General features: G+C 56.8%; 13 protein-coding genes and 1 other annotated feature. Of the genes, 8 read left to right on the forward strand and 5 right to left on the reverse strand.

Annotated elements, in window-relative coordinates; translation table 11 throughout:
- Nucleotides 1-16: 16 nt before the first annotated feature.
- From xylB to MKY74_RS09985, 3 genes are all read left to right on the forward strand, one after another.
- A complete protein-coding gene (gene xylB, locus MKY74_RS09975; protein ID WP_076170722.1) occupies nt 17-1,513 on the forward strand; it encodes a xylulokinase in 1,497 nt (498 codons plus the stop codon).
- A gap of 732 nt (nt 1,514-2,245) precedes the next feature.
- Nucleotides 2,246-4,654, forward strand: coding sequence for a glycoside hydrolase family 95 protein (locus MKY74_RS09980; protein ID WP_076170720.1), 2,409 nt, complete (start codon nt 2,246-2,248; stop codon nt 4,652-4,654).
- Between the two features lie 202 nt (nt 4,655-4,856).
- Nucleotides 4,857-6,890 (forward strand): beta-galactosidase, encoded by a 2,034-nt coding sequence (locus tag MKY74_RS09985; protein WP_076170717.1) that lies wholly within the window; start codon nt 4,857-4,859, stop codon nt 6,888-6,890.
- Nucleotides 6,891-6,982: 92 nt separating this feature from the next.
- On the opposite strand, the gene MKY74_RS09990 is transcribed toward MKY74_RS09985, so the two are convergent.
- From MKY74_RS09990 to MKY74_RS10000, 3 genes are read right to left on the reverse strand one after another with little or no spacing between them, the layout of a single operon-like run.
- Nucleotides 6,983-7,654 (reverse strand): response regulator, encoded by a 672-nt coding sequence (locus tag MKY74_RS09990; RefSeq protein ID WP_076170715.1) that lies wholly within the window; start codon nt 7,652-7,654, stop codon nt 6,983-6,985.
- A gap of 8 nt (nt 7,655-7,662) precedes the next feature.
- Complete coding sequence (locus MKY74_RS09995) at nt 7,663-8,883, reverse strand: sensor histidine kinase (protein ID WP_076170712.1); 1,221 nt, start codon at nt 8,881-8,883, stop codon at nt 7,663-7,665.
- A 46-nt stretch (nt 8,884-8,929) separates the two neighbouring features.
- Nucleotides 8,930-9,382: a CcdC protein domain-containing protein gene (locus MKY74_RS10000; protein WP_076170709.1), complete on the reverse strand. Its 453-nt coding sequence runs from the start codon at nt 9,380-9,382 to the stop codon at nt 8,930-8,932.
- A gap of 600 nt (nt 9,383-9,982) precedes the next feature.
- Between MKY74_RS10000 and abc-f the strand changes: the two genes are divergently transcribed.
- The 4 genes from abc-f (at nt 9,983) to zapA (ending at nt 19,820) form a co-directional block, all read left to right on the forward strand.
- Nucleotides 9,983-11,824, forward strand: a complete 1,842-nt coding sequence (abc-f, locus tag MKY74_RS10005) for a ribosomal protection-like ABC-F family protein (protein WP_076170706.1) — start codon at nt 9,983-9,985, stop codon at nt 11,822-11,824.
- 189 nt (nt 11,825-12,013) lie between these two features.
- Nucleotides 12,014-12,303, forward strand: a binding site (T-box leader).
- A 150-nt stretch (nt 12,304-12,453) separates the two neighbouring features.
- The gene (gene pheS / locus MKY74_RS10010; RefSeq protein ID WP_076170704.1) at nt 12,454-13,488 is read left to right on the forward strand and encodes a phenylalanine--tRNA ligase subunit alpha; all 1,035 of its coding nucleotides are present in this window, start codon (nt 12,454-12,456) and stop codon (nt 13,486-13,488) included.
- Between the two features lie 41 nt (nt 13,489-13,529).
- Entirely contained in the window at nt 13,530-15,980 is a 2,451-nt protein-coding gene (gene pheT, locus MKY74_RS10015; RefSeq protein ID WP_076170701.1) for a phenylalanine--tRNA ligase subunit beta, read from the forward strand.
- A gap of 114 nt (nt 15,981-16,094) precedes the next feature.
- Nucleotides 16,095-19,820 carry a cell division protein ZapA gene (gene zapA / locus MKY74_RS10020; protein ID WP_341012028.1) on the forward strand — a complete coding sequence of 1,242 codons (3,726 nt, stop codon included), beginning with the start codon at nt 16,095-16,097 and terminating at the stop codon, nt 19,818-19,820.
- A gap of 130 nt (nt 19,821-19,950) precedes the next feature.
- Here the strand turns inward: zapA and MKY74_RS10025 are convergent, their stop codons facing one another.
- Nucleotides 19,951-20,337 (reverse strand): cupredoxin domain-containing protein, encoded by a 387-nt coding sequence (locus MKY74_RS10025; RefSeq protein WP_076170696.1) that lies wholly within the window; start codon nt 20,335-20,337, stop codon nt 19,951-19,953.
- A 254-nt stretch (nt 20,338-20,591) separates the two neighbouring features.
- Here MKY74_RS10025 and MKY74_RS10030 point away from each other — a divergent pair, with 254 nt between their 5' ends.
- On the forward strand, nt 20,592-21,707 hold the full coding sequence (locus tag MKY74_RS10030) for a GGDEF domain-containing protein (RefSeq protein ID WP_076170694.1): 1,116 nt from the start codon (nt 20,592-20,594) through the stop codon (nt 21,705-21,707).
- 50 nt (nt 21,708-21,757) lie between these two features.
- Here MKY74_RS10030 and MKY74_RS10035 read toward each other — a convergent pair whose 3' ends face one another.
- Nucleotides 21,758-22,111 (reverse strand): phage holin family protein, encoded by a 354-nt coding sequence (locus MKY74_RS10035; protein WP_076170692.1) that lies wholly within the window; start codon nt 22,109-22,111, stop codon nt 21,758-21,760.
- Between the last annotated feature and the right edge of the window lie 93 nt (nt 22,112-22,204).

Consider the following 22,204-nt stretch of genomic DNA (forward strand, 5'->3'; position numbering starts at 1 on the left):
TACAGGAGGAAAAAGTATGAAATACGTTATTGGTGTTGATTTGGGAACAAGCGCCGTCAAGACGGTACTGGTGAATCCCCAGGGAGAAGTCGTGCACGAGCACTCTGAAGCTTACCCGCTGAGCAGACCTGAGCCGGGCTGGAGCGAGCAGAATCCGGAAGACTGGGTGGACAAGACGCTGGTCAGTCTCCGCAGACTGATGGAAAAGTCGAGTGCCGACCCGCAGGAAGTGGAGGGCCTTAGCTTCTCCGGCCAAATGCACGGCCTCGTGCTGGTTGATGCGGAAGGCAAGGTGCTGCGTCCGGCCATTCTGTGGAACGACACGCGTACGACGGCACAGTGCCGGAAGATCGAGAACACGCTGGAATCGAAGCTGCTCAGTATTGCCAAAAACCGTGCTTTGGAAGGCTTTACGCTGCCTAAAATTTTGTGGGTTCAGGAGAACGAACCGGACATTCTATCCCAAGCCAGCTTATTCCTGCTGCCGAAGGATTACGTGAGATACCGGCTCTCCGGCGAATACGCGATGGATTACTCCGACGCTGCGGGCACGCTGCTGCTGGATGTCTCGGGCAAAACGTGGAGCCAGGACATTGCCGCAGCATTTGATCTGCCGCTGTCGCTTTGTCCTCCGCTCGTGGAATCCTTCGATCAAACGGGCACGCTGCTGCCTGACATCGCCGAGGCGTCTGGCCTGCTGCCGTCGACCAAGGTCTTCGCGGGCGGAGCGGACAATGCTTGCGGCGCCATCGGAGCGGGCATTTTGCAGGAAGGGCAAACGATGTGCAGTATCGGCACATCAGGCGTCGTCCTCTCTTTTGAAAGCCGTAAGGAACTGGAGGTCGACGGCAAGCTGCATTTCTTTAATCACAGCGAAAAGGACGCGTACTATGTTATGGGCGTTACGCTTGCGGCCGGTCACAGCCTGACCTGGTTTAAGGAAACGTTCGCCAAGGAAAAAAGCTTCGACGAGCTGCTTGAAGGCATCGGGTCCATCCCTGCGGGCAGCAGCGGCTTGCTCTTCACACCGTACATTTCCGGGGAACGAACCCCGCATCCGGACGCGGATATCCGTGGAAGCTTTATCGGCATGGACTCCGGCCACACGCTTTCCCATTTTGCCAGAGCAGTGCTTGAAGGCATTACGTTCTCGCTTCGGGAATCGATCGACATCGTACGCGAATCCGGCAAAGAGATCCATGAGGTCGTGGCCATTGGGGGCGGTGCACGGAACGAAACGTGGCTGCAGATGCAGGCCGATATTTTTAACGCGACGATCATCAAGCTCGAAAGCGAGCAGGGCCCGGCTATGGGAGCGGCGATGCTCGCTGCATACGGCTGCGGCTGGTTCCCGTCGCTGACGGATTGTGCGAAAGCGTTCATCCGCCCGGCCAAAACGTACGCGCCGAATGCGGAGCGGGCCGAATTGTACAGCGGCTTGTTCAGCCTGTATCAGGAAGTATACAGCCAAACCCGCGAGTTGAACCGCAAGCTGGTTCCTTACCGGAACTAGGAAGCCGGTGCCTCCCTTGCGCGGATGAGATGCGGAAAGCCCTGCTTAATGTCTAATTTAGACATGATTTTTTATCGAATTTTCGGGGTACTGCAATCGCTTTCAGAACTTTAGAATAAGGTTAGATCATTCGTACCTTGCCTATTTGGCGGTAAAAATAGCGGGGAATACCCGAGACTGCGGAACTTAAGGCTCTGTTCGGCTTGGCGTGTGCTGCCATAACGTTTTGAAGATCATTCATTTAAAATGCTGAAAAGCAAACAGGGCGGGAAGTCTGATCCAATACATCAGGCTTCCCGTAATTTCTTAAGAGATCAGAAAGTATAGACTCCAGAGCCATTGCTTCCTGATCTCGCAAGAAAAACCTCCTCTAGAAGCGGTCTGTCTCCTTTGAAGGTACGTCGATAGACGTTTTTCTTCAGAGATCAGAACGTATAAGTTTCGGAGCTTCTGCTTTCTGATCTCGCAAGAAAAACCCCTTCTAGAAGCGGTCTGTCTTCTTTGAAGGTAAGTCGATAGACGTTTTTCTTCAGAGATCAGAACGTATAAGTTTCGGAGCTTCTGCTTCCTGATCTCGCAAGAAAAACCTCCTCTAGAAGCGGTCTGTCTTCTTTGAAGGTACGTCGATAGACGTTTTTCTTAAGCAGCCTGACATAAAAGCACACGCTTCGGCCGCCGGTCCGGCAAGGTGCTCGAAGCAACCGTTCATCGCGGATAAAGGGAGAGATAAGCGTGGAGCAAAGCAGCAAACGCGCCGTCAATAAAAGGCTGTGGTACCGCAAGCCGGCCTCCGTGTGGGAGGAAGCGCTGCCGATCGGAAACGGACGGCTGGGAGGCATGGTGTTCGGCGGGGCGGAAGAAGAGAAAATTCAATTGAACGAGGACACGCTGTGGTCTGGATTTCCCCGGGACACGGTTAATTATAACGCCCTGCGGCATTTGGAGCCGGCCAAGGCATTGGTCGCCGAGGGTCGGTATGCCGAAGCGGAGGCACTGATCGAAGCCGGGATGCTGGGACGACGCACGGAATCCTACCAGCCGCTCGGCGATTTGCATTTTGCTTTTGGCCGCATGGATCAGATTACCGATTACGAGCGTGAGCTGGATTTGGAGCATGCGGTCGCGTCGGTTTCTTTTCAAACCGGCGGGGTGCGCGTCATTCGCGAAGCTTTTGCCAGCCGGCCGGATGAGGTGATCGTCGTCCATTTCCGGGCGGAACCCGCAGAGGGCGGGGGTTCGGCTGGGAAGGCTGAGCTGCCGGCGTTGACGGCATGGCTCACCTCTCCGCATCTTAGCAATGTGAGCGCGGAGCCGGCGTCTTTGATCCTGACAGGGCAAGCGCCGTCGCATGTCGCGGACAATTACTTGGGGGATCATCCTCAGTCTGTTCTCTATGAAGAAGGACTGGGACTCCGGTTTGCGGCTGTACTGACGGTGTGGACCGACGGAGAGGTGCAGACGGAAGAAGGGCGGCTGCGGATCGAAAAAGCGAGCACGGTCACCTTTGTGATGGCTGCGGCGACCGATTTCGCAGGCTTTGACGTCATGCCGGGCGCATCCGGCATCGATCCGGTACGCTTGTGCCGGGAACATGCCGACGCGGCGGACAGTGATTACCTGCATCTGAAACAGCGGCATTTGGATGATTACCGCGCGCTGTTTGACCGGGTGGACCTGCAGGTGGGGCTGAGCCCACAGCGGCCGCAGGCTGAAGCGGAAATGCCGACGGACGAGCGCCTGCAGCTGTATCGCCAAGGAGGAGTCGATCTGGCCCTCGAAACGCTGCTGTTCCATTATGGACGCTATTTAATGATTGCCGGTTCGCGTCCGGGTACGCAGGCGCTGAACCTGCAGGGTATTTGGAATCCGCACAAGCAGCCGCCTTGGAACAGCAATTATACGACGAACATTAATGCCGAAATGAACTATTGGCCGGCCGAGGTATGCGGTCTGGGAGAATGCCATGAGCCGCTCTTCGACCTGATCCGGGAACTGAGCGTCACCGGCAGCCGGACCGCGGCGATCCATTACGGTGCAAGAGGCTGGACGGCTCATCACAACACCGATTTGTGGCGGATGTCGACGCCTTCGGATGGGCGGGCCATGTGGGCGTTCTGGCCGATGGGCGGCGTGTGGCTGTCCAGACATCTGTGGGAACGGTATGCGTTCCGGCCGGATGCGGCCTACCTGCAGGAGGTGGCGTATCCGCTGATGAAAGGAGCCGCCTTGTTCTGCCTGGACTGGCTTGTCCAGCTTCCAGACGGACGATGGACGACGGGTCTCTCGACTTCACCGGAGAACGTCTTCCTGACCGAATCGGGAGAGCCTTGCAGTACGGCTGCCGGATCGGCGATGGACATGGCGCTCATTGACGAGCTGTTCGGACACTGCATCAATGCAGCTGAAGTGCTTGGGATTGATGAGGATTTCCGGCAGGAGCTGTCTTCGAAACGGGAGCGGCTGGCACATCCCGGCATGAGTCCGGACGGGCGGATGCGGGAATGGGAGCGCGATTTCGGCGAGAATGAGCCGGGGCATCGGCATGTATCCCATCTGTACGGAGTGTACCCGGGAGACGCCGTAAACGAGAATACGCCGGAGCTGATGCAAGCCGCCTCCTTGTCGCTGAAGAAGCGGATTGAGGCGGGAAGCGGGCACACGGGCTGGAGTGCGGCCTGGATCTTTAACCTGTACGCGCGGCTTAAGGAGCCGGCAAACGTGTACCGCTCCATCCGGCGGATTCTCAGCGACTCCAGCCTGCCGAACCTGTTCGGCAACCACCCGCCTTTTCAGATTGACGGCAATTTCGGTTATGCGGCCGGCGTTGCGGAAGCGCTGCTGCAAAGCCACCATGGCGAGATCCTGATGCTGCCGGCTCTGCCGGAAGCCTGGAACGAAGGGGAAACCAAAGGTCTGCGGGCGCGAGGCGGCTTTGTGGTGGACATGAAGTGGAGCGCCGGAACGATCAAGGAAGCGGGAATAACCTCCACGCACGGTGGGACCTGCCGGATCGCGGACCATTCCCTGTACCGGGTGCAGGGACCAGATGGGCAGGAGCTACCGGCTGATGGATTTATTACGACAGCAGGCGAAATGTACCGAATTACACCACGGGACAAGGAAAAGGTATCGGTGAGTTGAAGCTGAGGCTGAAATGAAAGCCCAAGGAAGCCGAAGATAGCCGAAGATAGCCGAAGAAAACAGAAGAATGCCGAAAAAACCGTGGGAAACCTTTTACGGTACAAGAAGCCTGAGAAGACATTTTATTTGTTACAGGCTAAGTCACGTCACGGGCCAAGATTACGGGCTATCGGCGATTCAACAAGAGAAAGGAAGTGGGTACGTGATTAACGATAAACTGCCTAAAATTTGGTACGGCGGAGATTATAACCCTGAACAGTGGGGACCGGAAGAATGGAAAGAGGACCAGCGGATGTTCAAGCTGGCCGGGATCGACGTGGCGACGATCAACGTCTTTTCCTGGGCGCTGAACCAGCCTGACGAGGACACATACGATTTCGGGTGGCTCGACGAAACGATGGACCGTCTGCACAAGGACGGCGTTGGCGTCGTACTGGCGACGAGCACCGGGGCGCATCCGGCCTGGATGGCCAAGCGGCATCCGGATGTGACCCGTGTCGATTTTTACGGACGGAAAAGAAAGTTTGGCGGAAGACATAACTCCTGCCCGAACAGCCCGACTTACCGCAAATACTCCCGCTTGATGGCGGGCAAGCTCGCCGAGCGCTACAAGGATCATCCGGCGCTGCTGCTTTGGCACGTATCCAATGAATACGGCGGTTTCTGTTACTGCGACAACTGTGCCGCCGAATTCCGCGTTTGGCTGCAAAAGCGTTACGGCACCCTGGATGCCGTCAACGAAGCATGGAATACCCGCTTCTGGGGCCACACTTTCTACGACTGGGACGAAATCGTGCTTCCGGACGGACTGAGTGAGGAGGGCGAAGGCAACGTCAGCGCGTTCCAGGGCATTTCCCTGGATTATCGCCGGTTTATGTCCGATAGTTTGCTGGAATGCTACAACATTGAGGCGGAAGCGATCCGCGAGCATTCGAAGGACGTGCCGATCACGACCAACCTGATGGGGACGTTCCCGCTGCTCAACTACTTCGACTGGGCGAAGCATATGGATATCGTCTCGTGGGATAACTATCCGTCTCTGACGACGCCGGTCAGTGAAACCGCCATGACGCATGACTTGATGCGCGGCCTGAAGCACGGGGCGCCGTTCATGCTGATGGAGCAGACGCCGAGCCAGCAGAACTGGCAGGCGTACAACTCGCTCAAGCGTCCCGGCGTGATGCGCCTGTGGAGCTATCAGGCCGTTGCCCGCGGGGCGGATACGGTGATGTTCTTCCAAATGCGGCGCTCCAAGGGCGCCTGCGAGAAGTTCCACGGCGCCGTCATTGAGCACGTCGGACATGAGAATACGCGGGTATTCCGTGAGGTGGCGCAGCTCGGGGAGGAGCTGGGCCGTCTTGGGGACACGCTGCTGGATGCGGTGACGGAAGCTAAGGTTGGCATCGTGTACGACTGGGAAAACCGGTGGGCCATGGAGCTCTCGAGCGGACCGACCGTTGAGCTGAATTATGTGCGCGAGGTGCATAAGTTTTACGACGCCCTCTTCAAGCAGGGCATCGAGGCGGACATGATCAGCGCCCAAGCCGACTTCAGCAAGTACGACATCGTGATCGCGCCGGTTATGTATATGGTCAAGCCGGGCTTTGCCGAGAAGTCGGAGGCGTTCACCGCTGCCGGCGGCACGTTTATTACGACGTTCTTCAGCGGCATCGTGAACGAGACCGATCTCGTGACCCTCGGCGGATATCCGGGCGAGCTCCGCAAGCTGCTCGGCATCTGGGCGGAGGAAATCGACGCACTGCCGCTCGGACAGTACAATGAAATCGTCATGAAGCAGCCGTACGGCAAGCTTACGGGCAGCTATAAATGCGAGATGCTGTTTGATCTCATCCATGCCGAAGGCGCGGAAGTGCTGGCCGAGTATGGCTCGGACTTCTACAAAGGCATGCCTGCGCTCACGGTGAACCGCTTTGGTGAAGGCAAAGCGTACTATGTAGCGACCAGCGCGGACAGCGACTTCATGGAAGGTTTTCTCGGGGCCGTCTGCGCCGAGAAAGGCGTTCAGCCGCTGGTGCCGGAGCTTCCGGCCGGCGTAGAGGTTGCCCGCCGCGTGAAAGATGGACGCTCGTTCCTGTTCGTGCTGAACCATAACGCGGAGAGCGCGACAGTTCGCACGGGGGACGTCAAACGCCGGGACCTTCTCAGCGGCGTAACCGTAGACGGAGCGGCCGAGGTGCCGGGACGCGGCGTCCTGATTCTGGAGGAAGCAGAGTAAAGACAAGGTATCGCGGCTAAAATACGTTCCATTCCAATACAAGCAGGCTTTGCGGGATTTCCCGGCAAAGCCTGCTTTTTTGTAAAGGCAATTTATTGCACCCATTGATTGCGTATGGCCAGCACGACGGCCTGGGTGCGGTCCTCGGCGCCGATTTTTTGCAGGACGCGGTGCACGTGGGTTTTGACTGTGCTTTCGCTGATGTGGAGCTTGGCGGCGATATCTTCGTTTTTCAGGCCGTAAGCCATTTCCTGCAGCACTTCCAGCTCGCGGTCGGTCAGCGGGTCCGGCAGGGACAGCCGCATGTCCTGCCGGTCCTGGAACGATTCCGTCTGGCGCAGCGCCTCCGAAATCATCCGGGCTGCGGCTCCCGTCCGGTAGATGGCTTCGCCGCGGCTCGCCGCCCTGATGGAATGGAGCAGCTCCTCCGGCGCCGCATCCTTCAGCATATAGCCGACGGCTCCGGCCCGGATGCCTTCGTACACGTATTCCTCGAGATCGAAGGTGGTGAGGATGATGACTTTGCACTCCGGCAACTGCCGCCGGAGCTCCCGTGTCGCCTCGATCCCGTTCATGCCGGGCATCTGCACGTCCATGAGGGCGATAAGCGGCCGCGTTCGGAGCGCAAGGTTTACGGCTTCGCGGCCGTCGCCCGCCTCCCCGCACCATTCCATGTCCTGCTGCGCCTTAATGATAAACCCGATGCCGTGCCGGATCAGGGGCTGGTCATCCGCGATGATGATGCGGATACGTTCTGGGTCCATATTAGCATTCATTCCCCTCTGTTATTGGGTGTCGCTGCGGAAAACGGCAGGCTTGCGGTAATCTCCAGGCCATGGGGAGCGAGGGGGGTGAACGTCAGGCGTCCGCCGGCTTTTGCACATCGCTCCCGCATGGTGGTCAGTCCGAATCCCGGCTGGATTGGACCTTGCGCCACGCCGTTATCCCGGATGGTCAAGACCAGGCTTTCCTTGTTACCTATAAGCCGGACCTCAGCTTGGGTGGCCTGGGCATGGCGCATCATGTTGGTCAGTGCCTCCTGAAGGATGCGGTAAAGGACGTACAGCTGCTCCGGGGCGATGGTGCCGGGGATATCCATGGTAAAGGCCACCGGAATCCCGCTTCGCTCGCTGAAGGTGTCCGTCAGCTTCCTGAGCTCCTTCTGCCCTTCGCCAGGCCGGACAAGCCCCATTTCGTGGACGACCGTTCTGACGTCCTGAAGGCATCCGCGGGCCACATCCGTCACTTGCCTGAGCGTTGAGCGGGCTTCGTCCGGCGCCGCTTCGATCATATACGGCAGCGCCTGCAGCTGCACGATCACGGAGGTCAGGCCGTGACCGATGCTGTCATGGATGTCGGCTGCGATCCGGCTGCGCTCCTCCAGTACCGCATAGCGCAGCGCCTGCTCGGAAGTCTCCTCCAGCTCCTCGTGAGCTTGGCGCAGGCTGCGGTAAGCCGCCTCCAGCTCCTGATGAGCGGACGTCAGCTCCTGCAGATGCGTTTCTTTCATCGTTCGGGTCGTTCTGCGCAGCCTGCCGGCCAAAAATAGAAGATAAACCGCCGCGAGAATCAGGCATTGGGTCATCACAGCTTCCAAAGTCCGATGCTGAGCCAGCAGGATCCACGCTGCGGCAGCTATATTTAGAACGGTGTATGAAGCCGAGTACGATGCCGGCAGCCGGTAACTCACCCATCCCAGCAGAAAAAAGACGATGATATACAAGCTGCCGCCAAGCCCCAGCATGACCCCAATGGAAGAGATGCCAAGCAAGGCGCACACGGCAAAAGCGGGGGCCGGCCCCTGGCGGGTAAACCACCGGGGACGCCATTGCAGGCATAGCGCGGCCAACGTCAACAGCACGCCCGGAACAAACGCGCGAGGCTCACCGTACATTCCGTTCTGAATCGCGGAATACACGATCAACAAACTGAGCAGCGCCCTTCTGGCCGGATTGGAAGACAGTATTGTTCGTTCATCGTTGCCTGTTTCCATAGCAGGTCTCCTTTAGCTGGCACATTGAAGCCGGTGATTCAGGTCTTTATGCCCGTTGTCCCATCATCGCCTGATATCTCCGGTAAATGACGTACCGGCGTGCGCAGATGGAACCGAGCGGCATGAACATCAGCGCATTTGCGATGTGATAGAAGGCGTGTGTCTGCTCCCAGGACTGCGCAAGGACCCGAAGAACAAGCACGGCGAGAAACAGCACAATGCTGGCAATGGAACCCTGCACGGTTACCTGGCCGTCCGTTCCCATGCGCATTTTTTCCATTTTACCCCGGATGATCCCCGTTGCCAAACCTGCCGCGGCAAACACGACGAACAGCACCACTTCGACCGGACCTACCGACGCCCATGGGATGGAGGAAAGGGTCATTGCCCCCCATAACACAGGAACGATCCACATGCTGGAAGGGCGAAAGGTTCTTTCCCTTGCGGTAAGCCAAATGACAAGCAGGATGATAATAATATCAGTTGAGTATTGATCCATCGTTAACACCTCATTCATTTTTCGTGATGAGTACAGCATACCAAGGAGGACCGGCCGCGTAATCGAACCGTGTGGTGATTTTCTTTCGGCCGATGTACATCCGGAGATGTACATGACTGTGGACGAACAGGATTGGGCTTTTCTTTTTCCGATAATTTTGTTAAAATGGCAGCAAGCATTTCATCCTGAAGAAAACGAGGTAACCACACAGCCGATGGATAAACATGACTGATTTCTCTAATCTGCAAACCAACTTAATGTTGAAACCATGCAGTTTCTGCGCCTGCCGCAGGGAAGAGAATCGTTATGTCTATTTTCAGAGACTGGATACCTCACCGATGGATACGAATAATGCTTTTTTGTGCGTTTTTGACGTGTTCATGGGGTAATGTCGTGCCTGGATCATCATGTTCGGGGCGGTATTTCGGACGGGTAACCCCCTTTTTGACATAGACAATGATAACGAATTTCCTGCCGTAGGCGATGCTGCCTGCGGCTTTTTTGATTCGTGAAAATGGATCAGAGGCCGGGCTGGACTGAAACGGCTGGTTTATCTGAAACGACGGAAATTCAAATTTATGTTTTAAAGGGTGATGCTTAATGTTGAATATCGTAAAAACGAAACATATAGCCAAAGAATTTAAAGGGAAGACCGTTTTTGAAAATATTGACCTGGAAATCTATGAAGGCGAGAGGCTGGCGCTGTTCGGCGTCAACGGTGCGGGGAAGACGACGCTGCTGCAGATTCTGACCGGGCAGCTGGAACCGGACCGGGGCAACGTGGAACGCGGAGTCCCGCTGGAGCAGTGGGGATATATGACGCAGACGTCGGAAGAGTTGATGTATCTGACCGCACTGGATGCGGCGGGGCGCGAAAGCGGCGAGCTGTGGCAGATCAAGCGCCGGCTGAAGGAGCTGGAGCAGGCGATGGCGACGGGCGAAGTCGATTCTGATCTCCTGGAGGAATACGGACAGCGGCTTGAGCAGTATGAGCTCAGCGGCGGTTTTGACTGGGAGACCGGGCTGGAGAAGCATTTGACCATGCTGCACATCGGTCCCGAGCTGTGGCAGGTCCCTTTTGCCGATCTGAGCGGCGGCCAGAAAACCAGGGTCAGGCTGGCAGCTCTGCTGGTCAAAAGGCCGGAGGTGCTGCTCCTTGACGAACCGACCAACCATCTGGACGAGGAGAGTATGAACTGGCTGGAGGATTGGCTCCGTCATTACGAAGGCACCGTCATTGTCGTGTCCCATGACCGGACCTTTTTGGACCGGGTAGTGACAGGAGTCTGCGAATTGACCGAGAGCGGGCTGAAAAAATATAAGGGCGGCTACTCCGATTACCGGCGGGAAAAGGACCGCGAACTTCGGGAGCAGGAGGCGCTCTATAAGAAGCAGAAGCAGGCCCGGGAAGCGTTGGAGGAATCGATCCGCAAATACCAGGAATGGTTCCACCAGGCCGAGAAATCGGCGGATAAAAATACGGAAACGAAGGCGGCGCTGCCTTACTACAAAGCGAAAGCCAAGAAAAACATTTCCAGGTATCACGCCAAGCAAAAAGAGCTGGAGCGGCTCGAGAGCGAAAGCGTGGAAAAGCCGAAAAGCGGACCGAAGGTCAACCTGCAGCTGGGCGAGGGTGGTTTCTCCGCACGTGTGCTGGTGCGGCTTGAGCAGCTGTCCTTCGGCTACGGGACGAAGAAGCTGTTCGACAAGTTCAGCCTCATCCTCTCCCGCGGCGACCGGCTGGCCGTGCGGGGGCCGAACGGAGCGGGCAAGTCAACCCTACTCAAGCTGATTATGGGCGAGCTTGTGCCAAGCGAAGGAACGGTATGGCAGCATCCGGCCCTGAAGATCGGTTACTTCTCGCAGGAGCTGGAGGTGCTGAACGAAGAGGAGACGCTGCTGGACAGCCTGCTCCGCCTGCCTTCGATGACCGAGACGCATGCGCGGACGCTTCTGGGCTGCTTCTTGTTCAAGCGGGAGGACGTGTTCAAGCGAATCGGGGATTTGAGCATGGGGGAGAAATGCCGCGCGGCTTTCGTGCAGCTGTATTTCTCCGGGGCCAATCTGCTCGTGCTGGATGAGCCGACGAACTATTTGGACATCTCGACGCGGGAAGTGATCGAGGAGGCGTTATCCGCATATCCGGGTGCTCTGGTCGTCGTGTCCCATGACCGGATGCTGATCCGCAAGCTCGCGGACCGGCTGCTGACCGTCTCTCATACGGAAGAACCGCATCTGTTTGAGGGCACGGTTCAAGAAGAGGAAGAGCAGCTGGCCAGACATAACGGAGCACTGAAGGAGGATACCGACCGGGAAAACGCCCGGCTGGCGCTGGAATGGGAGCTGACCCGGCTGCTGAACGAAGACGGTGGGAGCGACGAGGAGGCTGCGGCACGGATTACGAATATCCGTAGGCTCCGGAGCGAGCTGGAACAGCTCTAATTTGAGGAATGAAGTCTGGTTCCGCAAAAAATGGGCATGCTGAGAAGGGGAACGCCTATAGATTTAGGCGATTCGGACTTGTCAATACAGCTTTTTTTGCCTATAATTATTGACTATAGTCAACGGACTGGTTCCGGTGAATGAATGACCTGTATGGATCAGCCATTGCAATCCAATTTATGTGTCAAGACAAATGCGTTGATGGAGATAAGTAAGCAGTGCCTCTTTACAGGGAGGGGACGCCGGAGATTGAGAGCGTCTCTACAGAAACAGGCTGCTGAAATTCCCTCCGGAGCAGTTCCCTGAACGAATCCACGCGCCAGCATGTTTGCTGACAGGATTCCGCGTAGGGGATAACGGTTTTCGATCCGTTACATCGAATGAGAGTGAGATCAAGCTGGCCAGAGGTGCGCGTGTGCGTATCAAACGGCTTTTCGCTTGTCTAACAAGGGTGGTACCACGGTCTTTTCGTCCCTTTTGGGGAGAAAAGGCCTTTTTGTATTTCTTGGGAATTTTTTATGAGGATCCCCGCCAAGTATCTGAGCAGTCACCCGGGGCAAAAGCCCTGCTTTGTGGGGCGTTGTTGGTCAAAAATGTATTGGCGATTTCAAGAAGGAGGCAGGAAGTTCATGAAAGAAAAGCTGGAAGCATTGCGGCAGGAAGCGATCGCGCAGCTGAATGACGTCGCTGACGTACAGACGCTGAACGATTTGCGCGTGAAGTATCTGGGGAAAAAGGGGGCGCTGACCGAGATTTTGCGGGGCATGGGCGCGCTTAGCGCGGAGGAACGTCCGCTGATCGGCCAGGTGGCCAATGATGTGCGCGGAGCGATCGAAGGACTGATCGAGTCCAAGCAGCAGGCTTTCCAAAAGGCCGAAACGGAGCAGCGCCTGCAGGCGGAGAAGGTGGACGTTACGCTTCCCGGCCGCAAAATGACCCAAGGCGGCACCCATCCGCTCAACAAAGTCATCCAGGAAATCGAGGAGATTTTCATCGGCATGGGCTACCACATTGCGGAAGGACCGGAAGTGGAGACCGACTATTATAACTTTGAAGCGCTGAACCTGCCGAAGAACCACCCGGCTCGTGACATGCAGGATACGTTCTACATTACCGAGGAGCTCCTGATGAGAACGCAGACGTCACCGGTGCAGATCCGGACGATGGAGAGCATGCAGGGCAAGGTGCCGGTGAAGATCATCTGCCCGGGCAAAGTATACCGCAGAGACGACGACGATGCGACGCACTCGTACCAGTTCTACCAAATTGAAGGCCTGGTGATCGGCGAAAACATCCGTATGAGCGATTTGAAAGGCACGCTGCTGCAATTCGTCCGCGAAATGTTCGGACCGAACACGCAGATCCGCCTTCGTCCAAGTTTCTTTCCGTTCACAGAGCCGAGCGCAGAGGTCGACGTAACCTGTGCCAGATGCGGCGGCAGCGGATGCCGGGTGTGCAAGCATACGGGATGGCTGGAAATTCTGGGCTGCGGCATGGTGCATCCGGAAGTGCTGCGCAAGGGCGGCTACGATCCGGAAGTGCACAGCGGCTTCGCGTTTGGCATGGGGCCGGACCGGATTGCGATGCTGAAGTACGGAATCGACGATATCCGTCATTTCTATGGCGGCGATGTGGCATTCTTGAAGCAGTTTGCCCGCATGTAAGCGTAAGGTTAGCGAATACGGGAAGAAGGAAGGGAACGCAAGTGAAAGTATCAACTGAATGGTTATCCGATTATGTATCACTGGAAAATGTAACGGCCGAAGAGCTGGCCGAGCAGATTACGCGCGCGGGCATCGAGATCGACGAGGTTGAGCACCGCAATCACGGTATTTCGAAAGTCGTCGTGGGTTATGTAAAAAGCAAGGAGAAGCATCCCGATGCGGATAAACTGAACGTCTGCATCGTTGACGCGGGACAGGGCGAAGACCTGCAGATCGTCTGCGGCGCGAAAAACGTGGATGCCGGACAAAAAGTACCCGTTGCCCTGGTCGGCGCTCTGCTGCCCGGCGGTCTGGAGATCAAAAAAGCCAAGCTGCGCGGCGTCGCTTCTCAAGGCATGATCTGCTCCGCCAAAGAGCTGGGCATGAACGACAAGCTGCTGCCGAAGGAGCAGCAGGAAGGCATACTCGTCCTTGAGGAGAACGCGCAGATCGGAACGCCGATCACCTCCGTGCTCGGCCTGGACGACAAAGTACTCGACTTTGACCTGACGCCGAACCGTTCCGACTGCCTCAGTATGCGCGGAGCGGCTTACGAAGTGGCGGCTATTCTGGGCCGCGACGTCAAGCTGCCTGATCCGGAAAGGGAACTGGTTGAGGTAGCTGACGCGGCAAGCAGCCATATCTCGGTCAAAATCAGCTCGCCTGAGCACTGCAGCCATTACACCGCGCGTTATATTACGGGCGTGAAGATCGCTCCGTCGCCGCAGTGGATGCAGAACCGCCTTATGGCTGCAGGTGTCCGTCCGATCAACAACATCGTGGATATCACCAACTATGTCATGCTTGAATACGGTCAGCCGCTGCACGCGTTCGATGCGGACCACTTGACAGGCGGGGCCGTAGATGTTCGCCTGGCTCGTGAAGGCGAGACGCTCGTGACGCTGGACGGCCAGGAACGCAAGCTGGAGCCACACATGCTGCTCATTACCGACGGCGTGAAGCCGGTTGGATTAGCCGGCGTCATGGGCGGATTGGATTCCGAGGTTACGGACAGCACCGTGAACATTTTGCTCGAATCGGCCAAGTTCGACGGAGGCACCATCCGCAAGACTTCCCGCCAGCTCGGACTGCGCTCCGAAGCGAGCCAGCGTTTCGAGAAGGAAGTCGATCCGGGTGCGGTCATTCCGGCGCTGAACCGGGCTGCATCGCTGATTGCCCGTTATTGCGCAGGAACGGTTCATAAGGGCATCGTCGAAGCCGGTGCCGCGCAGGCGGAAGAAAAGGTGATTGTTCTGTCCTTCGACAAGCTGAACCGGTTCCTTGGAACGGAGCTGTCGATGCTGGAAGTGAAGACGATTTTTGGCCGTCTCCATTTCCACGCTGCGGATACCGCCCAGGGCATTTTGGAAGTGCAGGTGCCGACGCGCCGCGGAGACATTACGAAAGACGTCGACCTGATCGAAGAAATTGCCCGCCTGTATGGATACGACAATATCCCGACGACGGCGATCGAAGGGCCTACAACGCCGGGGGGCTATACGAAGCCTCAGGCGATCCGCCGCGAAATCCGCAGACTGTTCACCCATGGCGGATGGCAGGAAGTGATCAGCTACTCCTTCACCCATCCGGAGCTGGCCGCGCTGTTCCCGGCCTTGACGGAAGGAAGCGTGCCGGTGAAGCTGTCGATGCCGATGAGCGAGGAGCGCAGCGTGCTGCGTACGAGCATTCTGCCGCAGCTGCTCGATATCGCGGTGCACAACGCGAACCGGAAGCAGTACGATCTGGCGCTGTTCGAAGTGGGCAACGTGTTCTTCTCGCAGGAGGAGACGCTGACGGTTCAGCCAAAAGAGCTGAACGTGCTGTCCTTGCTGCTGTGCGGCAGCCGCGGGCAGAAGCAGTGGAACCATGCGCCGGAGAAAGTCGATTTCTTCGACCTGAAGGGTGCCCTGGAGACGCTGTTCGGGGATTTGGGTCTGGAGGGAGCGATCCGGTACGTGGCGAACCAGCCGGCCGGATATCATCCCGGACGTTCGGCTTCCGTCTACCTGATCAATGGCGGCGGAGAGCAGGTGCTGATCGGCACGCTCGGTCAGGTGCATCCCGAATTGCAGCAGGAGCGCGGACTCGGCGATGTGTACGTTGCCGAAATTCTGCTGCAGCCGCTGTACGATCACGCCGATTTCGATATCCGATATCAGGAGCTTCCGCGCTTCCCGGCTTCGGAGCGGGATATTGCAGTCGTGGTGGACAGCGCCGTGGAAGCGGGCTCCCTGCTTGAGACGATCCGCGAAGCCGCGGGCGAGCTCCTGCAGAACGTACAGGTATTCGATGTGTTTACCGGAAGCAAGCTCGGCGAAGGCAAGAAGAGCGTCGCGATTTCGCTCGTCTACCGCCACAATGAGCGCACGCTGACGGATGAGGAAGTCACCGCGGCGCATGCCGGAGTCGTCAGCGCCCTTGAGCAAAAGTTTCAAGCGGAATTAAGAAAATAGCAGGAATTGAATCCAATCACATCGAATCCTTAGACACAGAGATTCGATGTGATTTTTTTATTGGAGAGAACAAGACATCTTAGAGTCAACACACATATGAAGGAGGGCACAACTGTGACTACACCTGATCGTACACGCGTCTCCGTGGAGATCTACGGGACTTCTTATAAACTGGTCGGCAGCAGTGCCGATTATATGCGAAAGATTGCCAGTTATGTCGATGAACGGATGAATGCCATTTCCAAAAGCAATTCCCGGCTGGACACCCCTAGGATTGCCGTTCTTGCCGCGGTTCATATGGCGGAGGAAGCCGTGCAGATGCAGGATCTCCGCAACGAAGTGAAGATGCTGACCGGCGAGCGCAGCGAACTGCGCTCGGAGCTCACCAGGCTGCAGTCCGAGCGGGACGAGCAGCTGGCGGAAGTCAACAAGCAGAAGGAAGAAGCGCAGCAGATCAAGAAGGAGAAGGAAGAGCTGCAAAAGCGGCTGGAGCAGGAGAAGGCTGCGCTTGCAAAAGAGCTGGAGCAGTCCAAGTCCGAGCTTACGGCGCGTCTGGAGCAGACCCGGAATTCTTTGACGAAGGAGCTGGATCAGCTCCGCGCTTCGCTGAAGCGGGAGACGGAACAGAAGGAATCCTTGCTCCGCAAGGAGAAACAGGCCGCGGAGCAAATGCAGAAGGACAAGCAGGCTGTGGAGGAACGGCATAAAGCTGCCGTGCTGGAGCTGGAGCGGAAGCATGCGGCAGCGCTGCAATCCGCCGAACAGAAGCGGGTCGGAGCGTTGAAAGAGGCGGAGGAGAACAACCGCGCGAAGATCACCGAGCTGGAGCAGAAGCATCAGGGAGCCGTTAAGGAGCTCGAAGAGAAGCATGCAGCCTCTATTCAGGAGCTGCAGGAGCAGCTGACCGAGCTTCGCGGCAGCAGCGGCGAGCTTCAGGAGAAGCTGCAGAACATGGAGCAGGAGCTGAAGAACGCCAAGGAGGCCTATTCCAGACTGCGGCAGCAGCATCAAGTCGTGCTGGTGCGCGAGGAGGAGGCCAAAGCGCAGGTGCAGGCTTTGACCGAACAGGAGGAAGCGCTGAACGGACAGATCAGCAAGCTGAAGGACGAGGCGGCCGCTTCGGAAGAGGAACACCGCCGCATGCAGAAGCTGCTTGAGGATTACAGCGAGGCTTCCAAGAAAATGACTGGCGAAATCGCCCAGCTTACGGCCGAAGCCGAAACCCTTCAAGGCACGATCGAGAAGCAGAAGGAAGAGATCGGCGAATTGGAGCTGCAGGTGCTGGAAGCCGGCGAGCAGAACGAGACGCTTGAGACGGGCATGGCTTCGCTGCATGACGAGCTGAGCGTGCTGAAAGAGCAGGCCGACGGCGAGAGTAAGCTCCGCCAGGAAGCTGAGCAGCAGCGGGAAGGACTCCGGCAGGAGCTGGCCGCGAAAGAGGAGCGGCTGCAGCAGCTTGCTCAGGAGCTGGCAGATAAGCAGCAGCAGCTCGTAGCCCAGGTGCAGAAGCTGCAGGCGCAGGAGCGTTCTTCCTCGGAACAGGGAGAGGAACTTCAGCGTTTGGAGGAGCGGCTGGAAGCCCAGCAGAAGGTGCTGGCCGCGAAGGAGCAAGAGCTGGAATCGCTGAAGCAGGCGCTGCAAGGGCGGGAGCAGGATCTGCAGGATTACGGCCGGCAGATCGAGGCCAAAGAGGAGCAGATTGCAGGCCTGGAGCGGCAGTCGAGCCAATATGCGCAGCAGCTCAAGGACCTTCGGCTTCAATTGGAGGAACAGCAGGAATTGTATCTCGAGCTCGAAATCCAATCGGAGGAGCAGCAGGAGAACGTACAAAACCTGCAGCAGGAGCTGGAGAGAAGACGGGAAGTACACGCGGAGCTGGAGCTTCAGGCGGAAGAGGAACGGAAACGTTATGCCGGCTTGAAAGAGCAGTGGGAAGAGCAGCAGGCAAGGTATACCGAGCTGCAGAGCCGTTCAGGCGAATACGAGCAGCAGTGCGGCGAGCTGCGGAAGCAGGTAGCTGAGCATGAGGAGCAGTACGAGCTCGCCCAGCTTCTGCTCGAAGAGCAGCAGGAGCAGAATGCGGCGCTGCAGCAGGAGCTGGAAGAGCAGCGGAAGCAGCAGCAGACGGCCGCTCGGGCGCTGAAGGAACGCGAAGAGGAGTACGCATTGCTGCAGCAGGAGCTGGAAGAGCAGCGTGAGCAGCAGCAAACGGCCGCTCGGGCGCTGATGGAACGCGAGGAGCAGTACGCAGCGCTGCAGCAGGAGCTGGAAGAGCAGCGGAAGCAGCAGCAGACGGCCGCTCGGGCGCTGAAGGAACGCGAAGAGGAGTACGCATTGCTGCAGCAGGAGCTGGAAGAGCAGCGTGAGCAGCAGCAGACGGCCGCTCGGGCGCTGAAGGAGCGCGAGGAGCAGTACGCATTGCTGCAGCAGGAGCTGGAAGAGCAGCGTGAGCAGCAGCAGACGGCCGCTCGGGCGCTGAAGGAGCGCGAAGAGCAGTATGCGGCGCTGCAGCAGGAGCTGGAAGAGCAGCGTGAGCAGCAGCAGACGGCCGCTCGGGCGCTGAAGGAACGCGAAGAGGAGTACGCATTGCTGCAGCAGGAGCTGGAAGAGCAGCGTGAGCAGCAGCAGACGGCCGCCCAGGCGCTGAAGGAACGCGAAGAGCAGTATCGAGCCGTACAACGGCAGCTGGAGGAGCAGCGGCAGGAGCACCAAACGACCCGCCAGGCGCTGGAAGACCTCGAGAATCAGTATCTGGAGGTTCAGGAGCAGCTCGAGGAACAGCAGGCGGAGCATCGGACGGCCCGCCGGGCGCTGGAAGATCTCGAAGAGCAATATTTAACCTTGCAGCAGCAAAGCGAAGGTCATCAAGAGCAGTATCGTGCGCTGCAGCTGCGGCTGGAAGAACGGCAGGAGCAGTATCACGAGCTTCAGATGGAATATGATGACCACCAGGAGCTGTATCAGGAACTGCAGCAGGCGCATGACGCCAGAGCAGAGCAGCTGGCGGATTTGGAGCAGCAGCTGGAGGACAGCCGGGAAATGATCGGGCGCCTGCGGCTGCAGTCCGAGGAATATGCCCGCGACAACGGCACATTGCGCCAGCAGCAGGAGCAAGCTGAAGCACGGTTTGAAGAGCTGGATCTTCAAGCCAAGGACGTTCAGGCTCAGTACGAAGAGCTGCAGCGGGTGAACCGGGCAGCTCAGGAGCAAAATGAACAGCTGCGGAGCCAAACCGAAGCGCAGCGCGAACAGTACAACAGCTTGAACCAGCAGTATCAGGGCTTGCAGCGGCAGTATGAGGAATTGCAGCGCCAGGTGAAGGAGGCGCAGAGCCGCCAGGAGGATACCGAAATCGAATACCTGCTTCTGCTGGAGGAGAAAGAGGCCGCGGTGAAGAAGCTGGAGGAAGCGTCGCTGCAGCTGGATGAAGCGGCTGACCGGGAGACCGAGCTGCGCGGATTGCTGCGCAGTGCCGAGCAATCCATGCAGTCTTATCAGGATAAGCTGAAGGATATGATGGACCAGCAGGAAGCGTGGGGCAGCCGGGAGCTGGAGCTGCAAGAGGAGCTTGAGGCTTGGCAGCAGCAGATCGCTGCCGGCGAGCAGCAGCTTACCCGGATCCAAAGCGAGAAGGAGTCGGTCGCGGATGAACTTCGCCAGGTGGGGGAAAGCTTTGAGCTGGTGACGCATCAATACCGTCTGCTGCAGGCAGAACATGAGATTCAGCTGGAGAAGACCGGCAAGCTGGAGGAAGAGTACCGCTTGCTCAAGGACGAGTATTCCAAGCTGCAGACCGAATATAACGAGTGGATCGAGCTGATCGAACAGGATCAGAGTTGACTTCTATAGACCACCCACATTTCACACTTAAATGAAAATCCCCTCGGAGTAAGCGGCAGGACGGATCATGCATCATCCTGAAGCATACTTCGAGGGGATTTTAACTTTTGGGTTCAAGTCTGCCTAACTTTTATTCCACAATGACTTTGGCAATCATGCCGGAATGTCCCGCTCCGCAGAACACTGAGCAGGCCATTTCGAAAGTGCCGGCTTTTTCCGGTGTGACGACCGCGGACTTGTTTTTACCGTCAAGCTGAAGCTCGAGACCCGGAATGAGAACGCCGTGGTTTCCCTCATCGTTTTCAAGCGTAATTTTGACAGGTACGCCCTTTTTGAGATGATATTCTTTTTGATCGAATGCATAGTTTGTCGCCTTGATCACCAATTCCTCGCTCGGGGCTACACCGGTTTCGGTGACTCCGCTGCCCGATGCGGAATCGCCGCTCTTGGATTGCCCGCAAGCAGCCAGCACCAGAAGCAGCACGCAGGAAAGGACGACAGCCAGGGTCTTCTTCACTTGTGATCCTCCTTTATGTATACCTTCATCATTTTAATTGGTTCCATGCCTTATCATACCTTAAGTTGGATATGTCTGGGCGAGGCTCATTTGAAAAATTGGTGAACGCAGCACCCATTGATTTTGCCGCCCCCAGGAAAAGGATCAGCTGGAAAAAAGATAGTGCTTATCTTGGATTTAAGATATAATGAGCATTGACGATGTACGAAGCCCGCAAATATTCTTGTTTAGAAGATTAGGGGAATGACATTCCAATGAATCGCACGGGGTTGATTTTGGAAGATTTATGGCATCGCAAAATATTGAACGCCTATTGGATCGTGACACTGATGTTTTTCGCGGCGGAGGCGGTTCTGCTGCTGCTGGGCTGCATTCCTTCCGTGACCGCCGGGGACGGGCCGGAGGACTGGCTGCGTCTGGGCATCCCGGACGGCTGCATCCTGCTGCTCATGCTGGCGGCACAGACCTGGCTGCGATTCGAACCTAAATACCGGAAGCAGGTTGTGGTCGGCTGCGGATTTTTGCTCTCCTACCTGTTCTATTTCATCATTCAGCCGATCGTGGACGGGGCACAGATGGCGCTCCTTCTGCCCGTTCTGATTTCCGTCGTTTATTTTGACCGCAAACTTCTATATGGCTTTGGCTCGTTAACGATCCTCCTGTACTGTCTCATCTATCTCACCGAACGCTCCCTTTATCAGAAACCCATTCAGGAATTCATCCAAATCCAAAGCGTGTTTATTGTCAGCATCATGATTGGTCATACGATTTTGGTCCGAGTCAAGGAATTTATGCGCCATCTGGAATCGGTCATGAAGTCGGAGCAGCAGCTCCTGGTGGAAAGAACGATATCGGACAAGCTGCTCAAAATCGATGCACTGACCGGGCTATACAATCACAAGGCGTTTCACGAATACCTGGAGGCTCTGCTGGAGCAATGCGAGAAGTATCAGCTTCCGCTGCAGCTGGCAATTATCGATATCGATAATTTTAAAAAGGTCAACGATAATTACGGGCATCGGGTGGGCGATGTCGTGCTGAAAGAGGTTGCTTCGAAGGTGATGTCGACGATGACGCCGAATGATTTTGCCGCCCGTTATGGCGGAGAGGAATTTGCCATCATAATGGCGGATAAGACATTGGAAGAAGCAGAACGGATGGCTGAGCAGCTGCGCGAACGGATCGCCAGAACCGAGCTGCCGCATACGGTGAAGCCGGTTACGGTGAGCATCGGACTTTGCAATTTCCAGCAGGGGGACGACAAGGAATCATTATTTCGAAAAGCGGACATGGCGCTGTACCAGGCCAAACGGACGGGAAAAAATAAAGTGGTGACCGCGGGTGAAGACGCAGCCGATTATGCCGGATAAAAAAGGAAAGACCCCTGTCCTTAGGCAGGGGTTTTCATTCTTGAAACGGTTTACCGCTTGTCCCTTCCGGCATTAAATGCGGATACCGGGATAAACAGGTCGATAATACCGATGACGAGGGCGGCGAGAATGGCGCCAAGAATGGTAACTTCAACGCCGCTGACAATAAATTGGGCGATGTATATGACGAGGGCACTGACGATGAAACCGACGATCCCGCGTCCAAAGGGAGTAACCCTTTTGCCGAAGATTCCTTCAATAATCCACCCCAGCAGTGCGATAACCAAAGCGAGCAGCAGAGCGCTCCAGAACCCTCCGACGGAAAACTGGGGAACGATCCATCCTACGATCAGCAGGACGATGGCAGACACGATAAATCGAACGACATGACCCAGAAAATGCATGCAACTGGCCTCCTTTACACATGGATACTGTGTTATGCAAACCTTATTGTATTCAATTTTCGCCATGTTATGTATGGAATGATTTAGCGCTGC

The organism is Paenibacillus sp. FSL R5-0378, from assembly GCF_038009285.1.
Classification (GTDB): domain Bacteria; phylum Bacillota; class Bacilli; order Paenibacillales; family Paenibacillaceae; genus Paenibacillus_AQ; species Paenibacillus_AQ favisporus.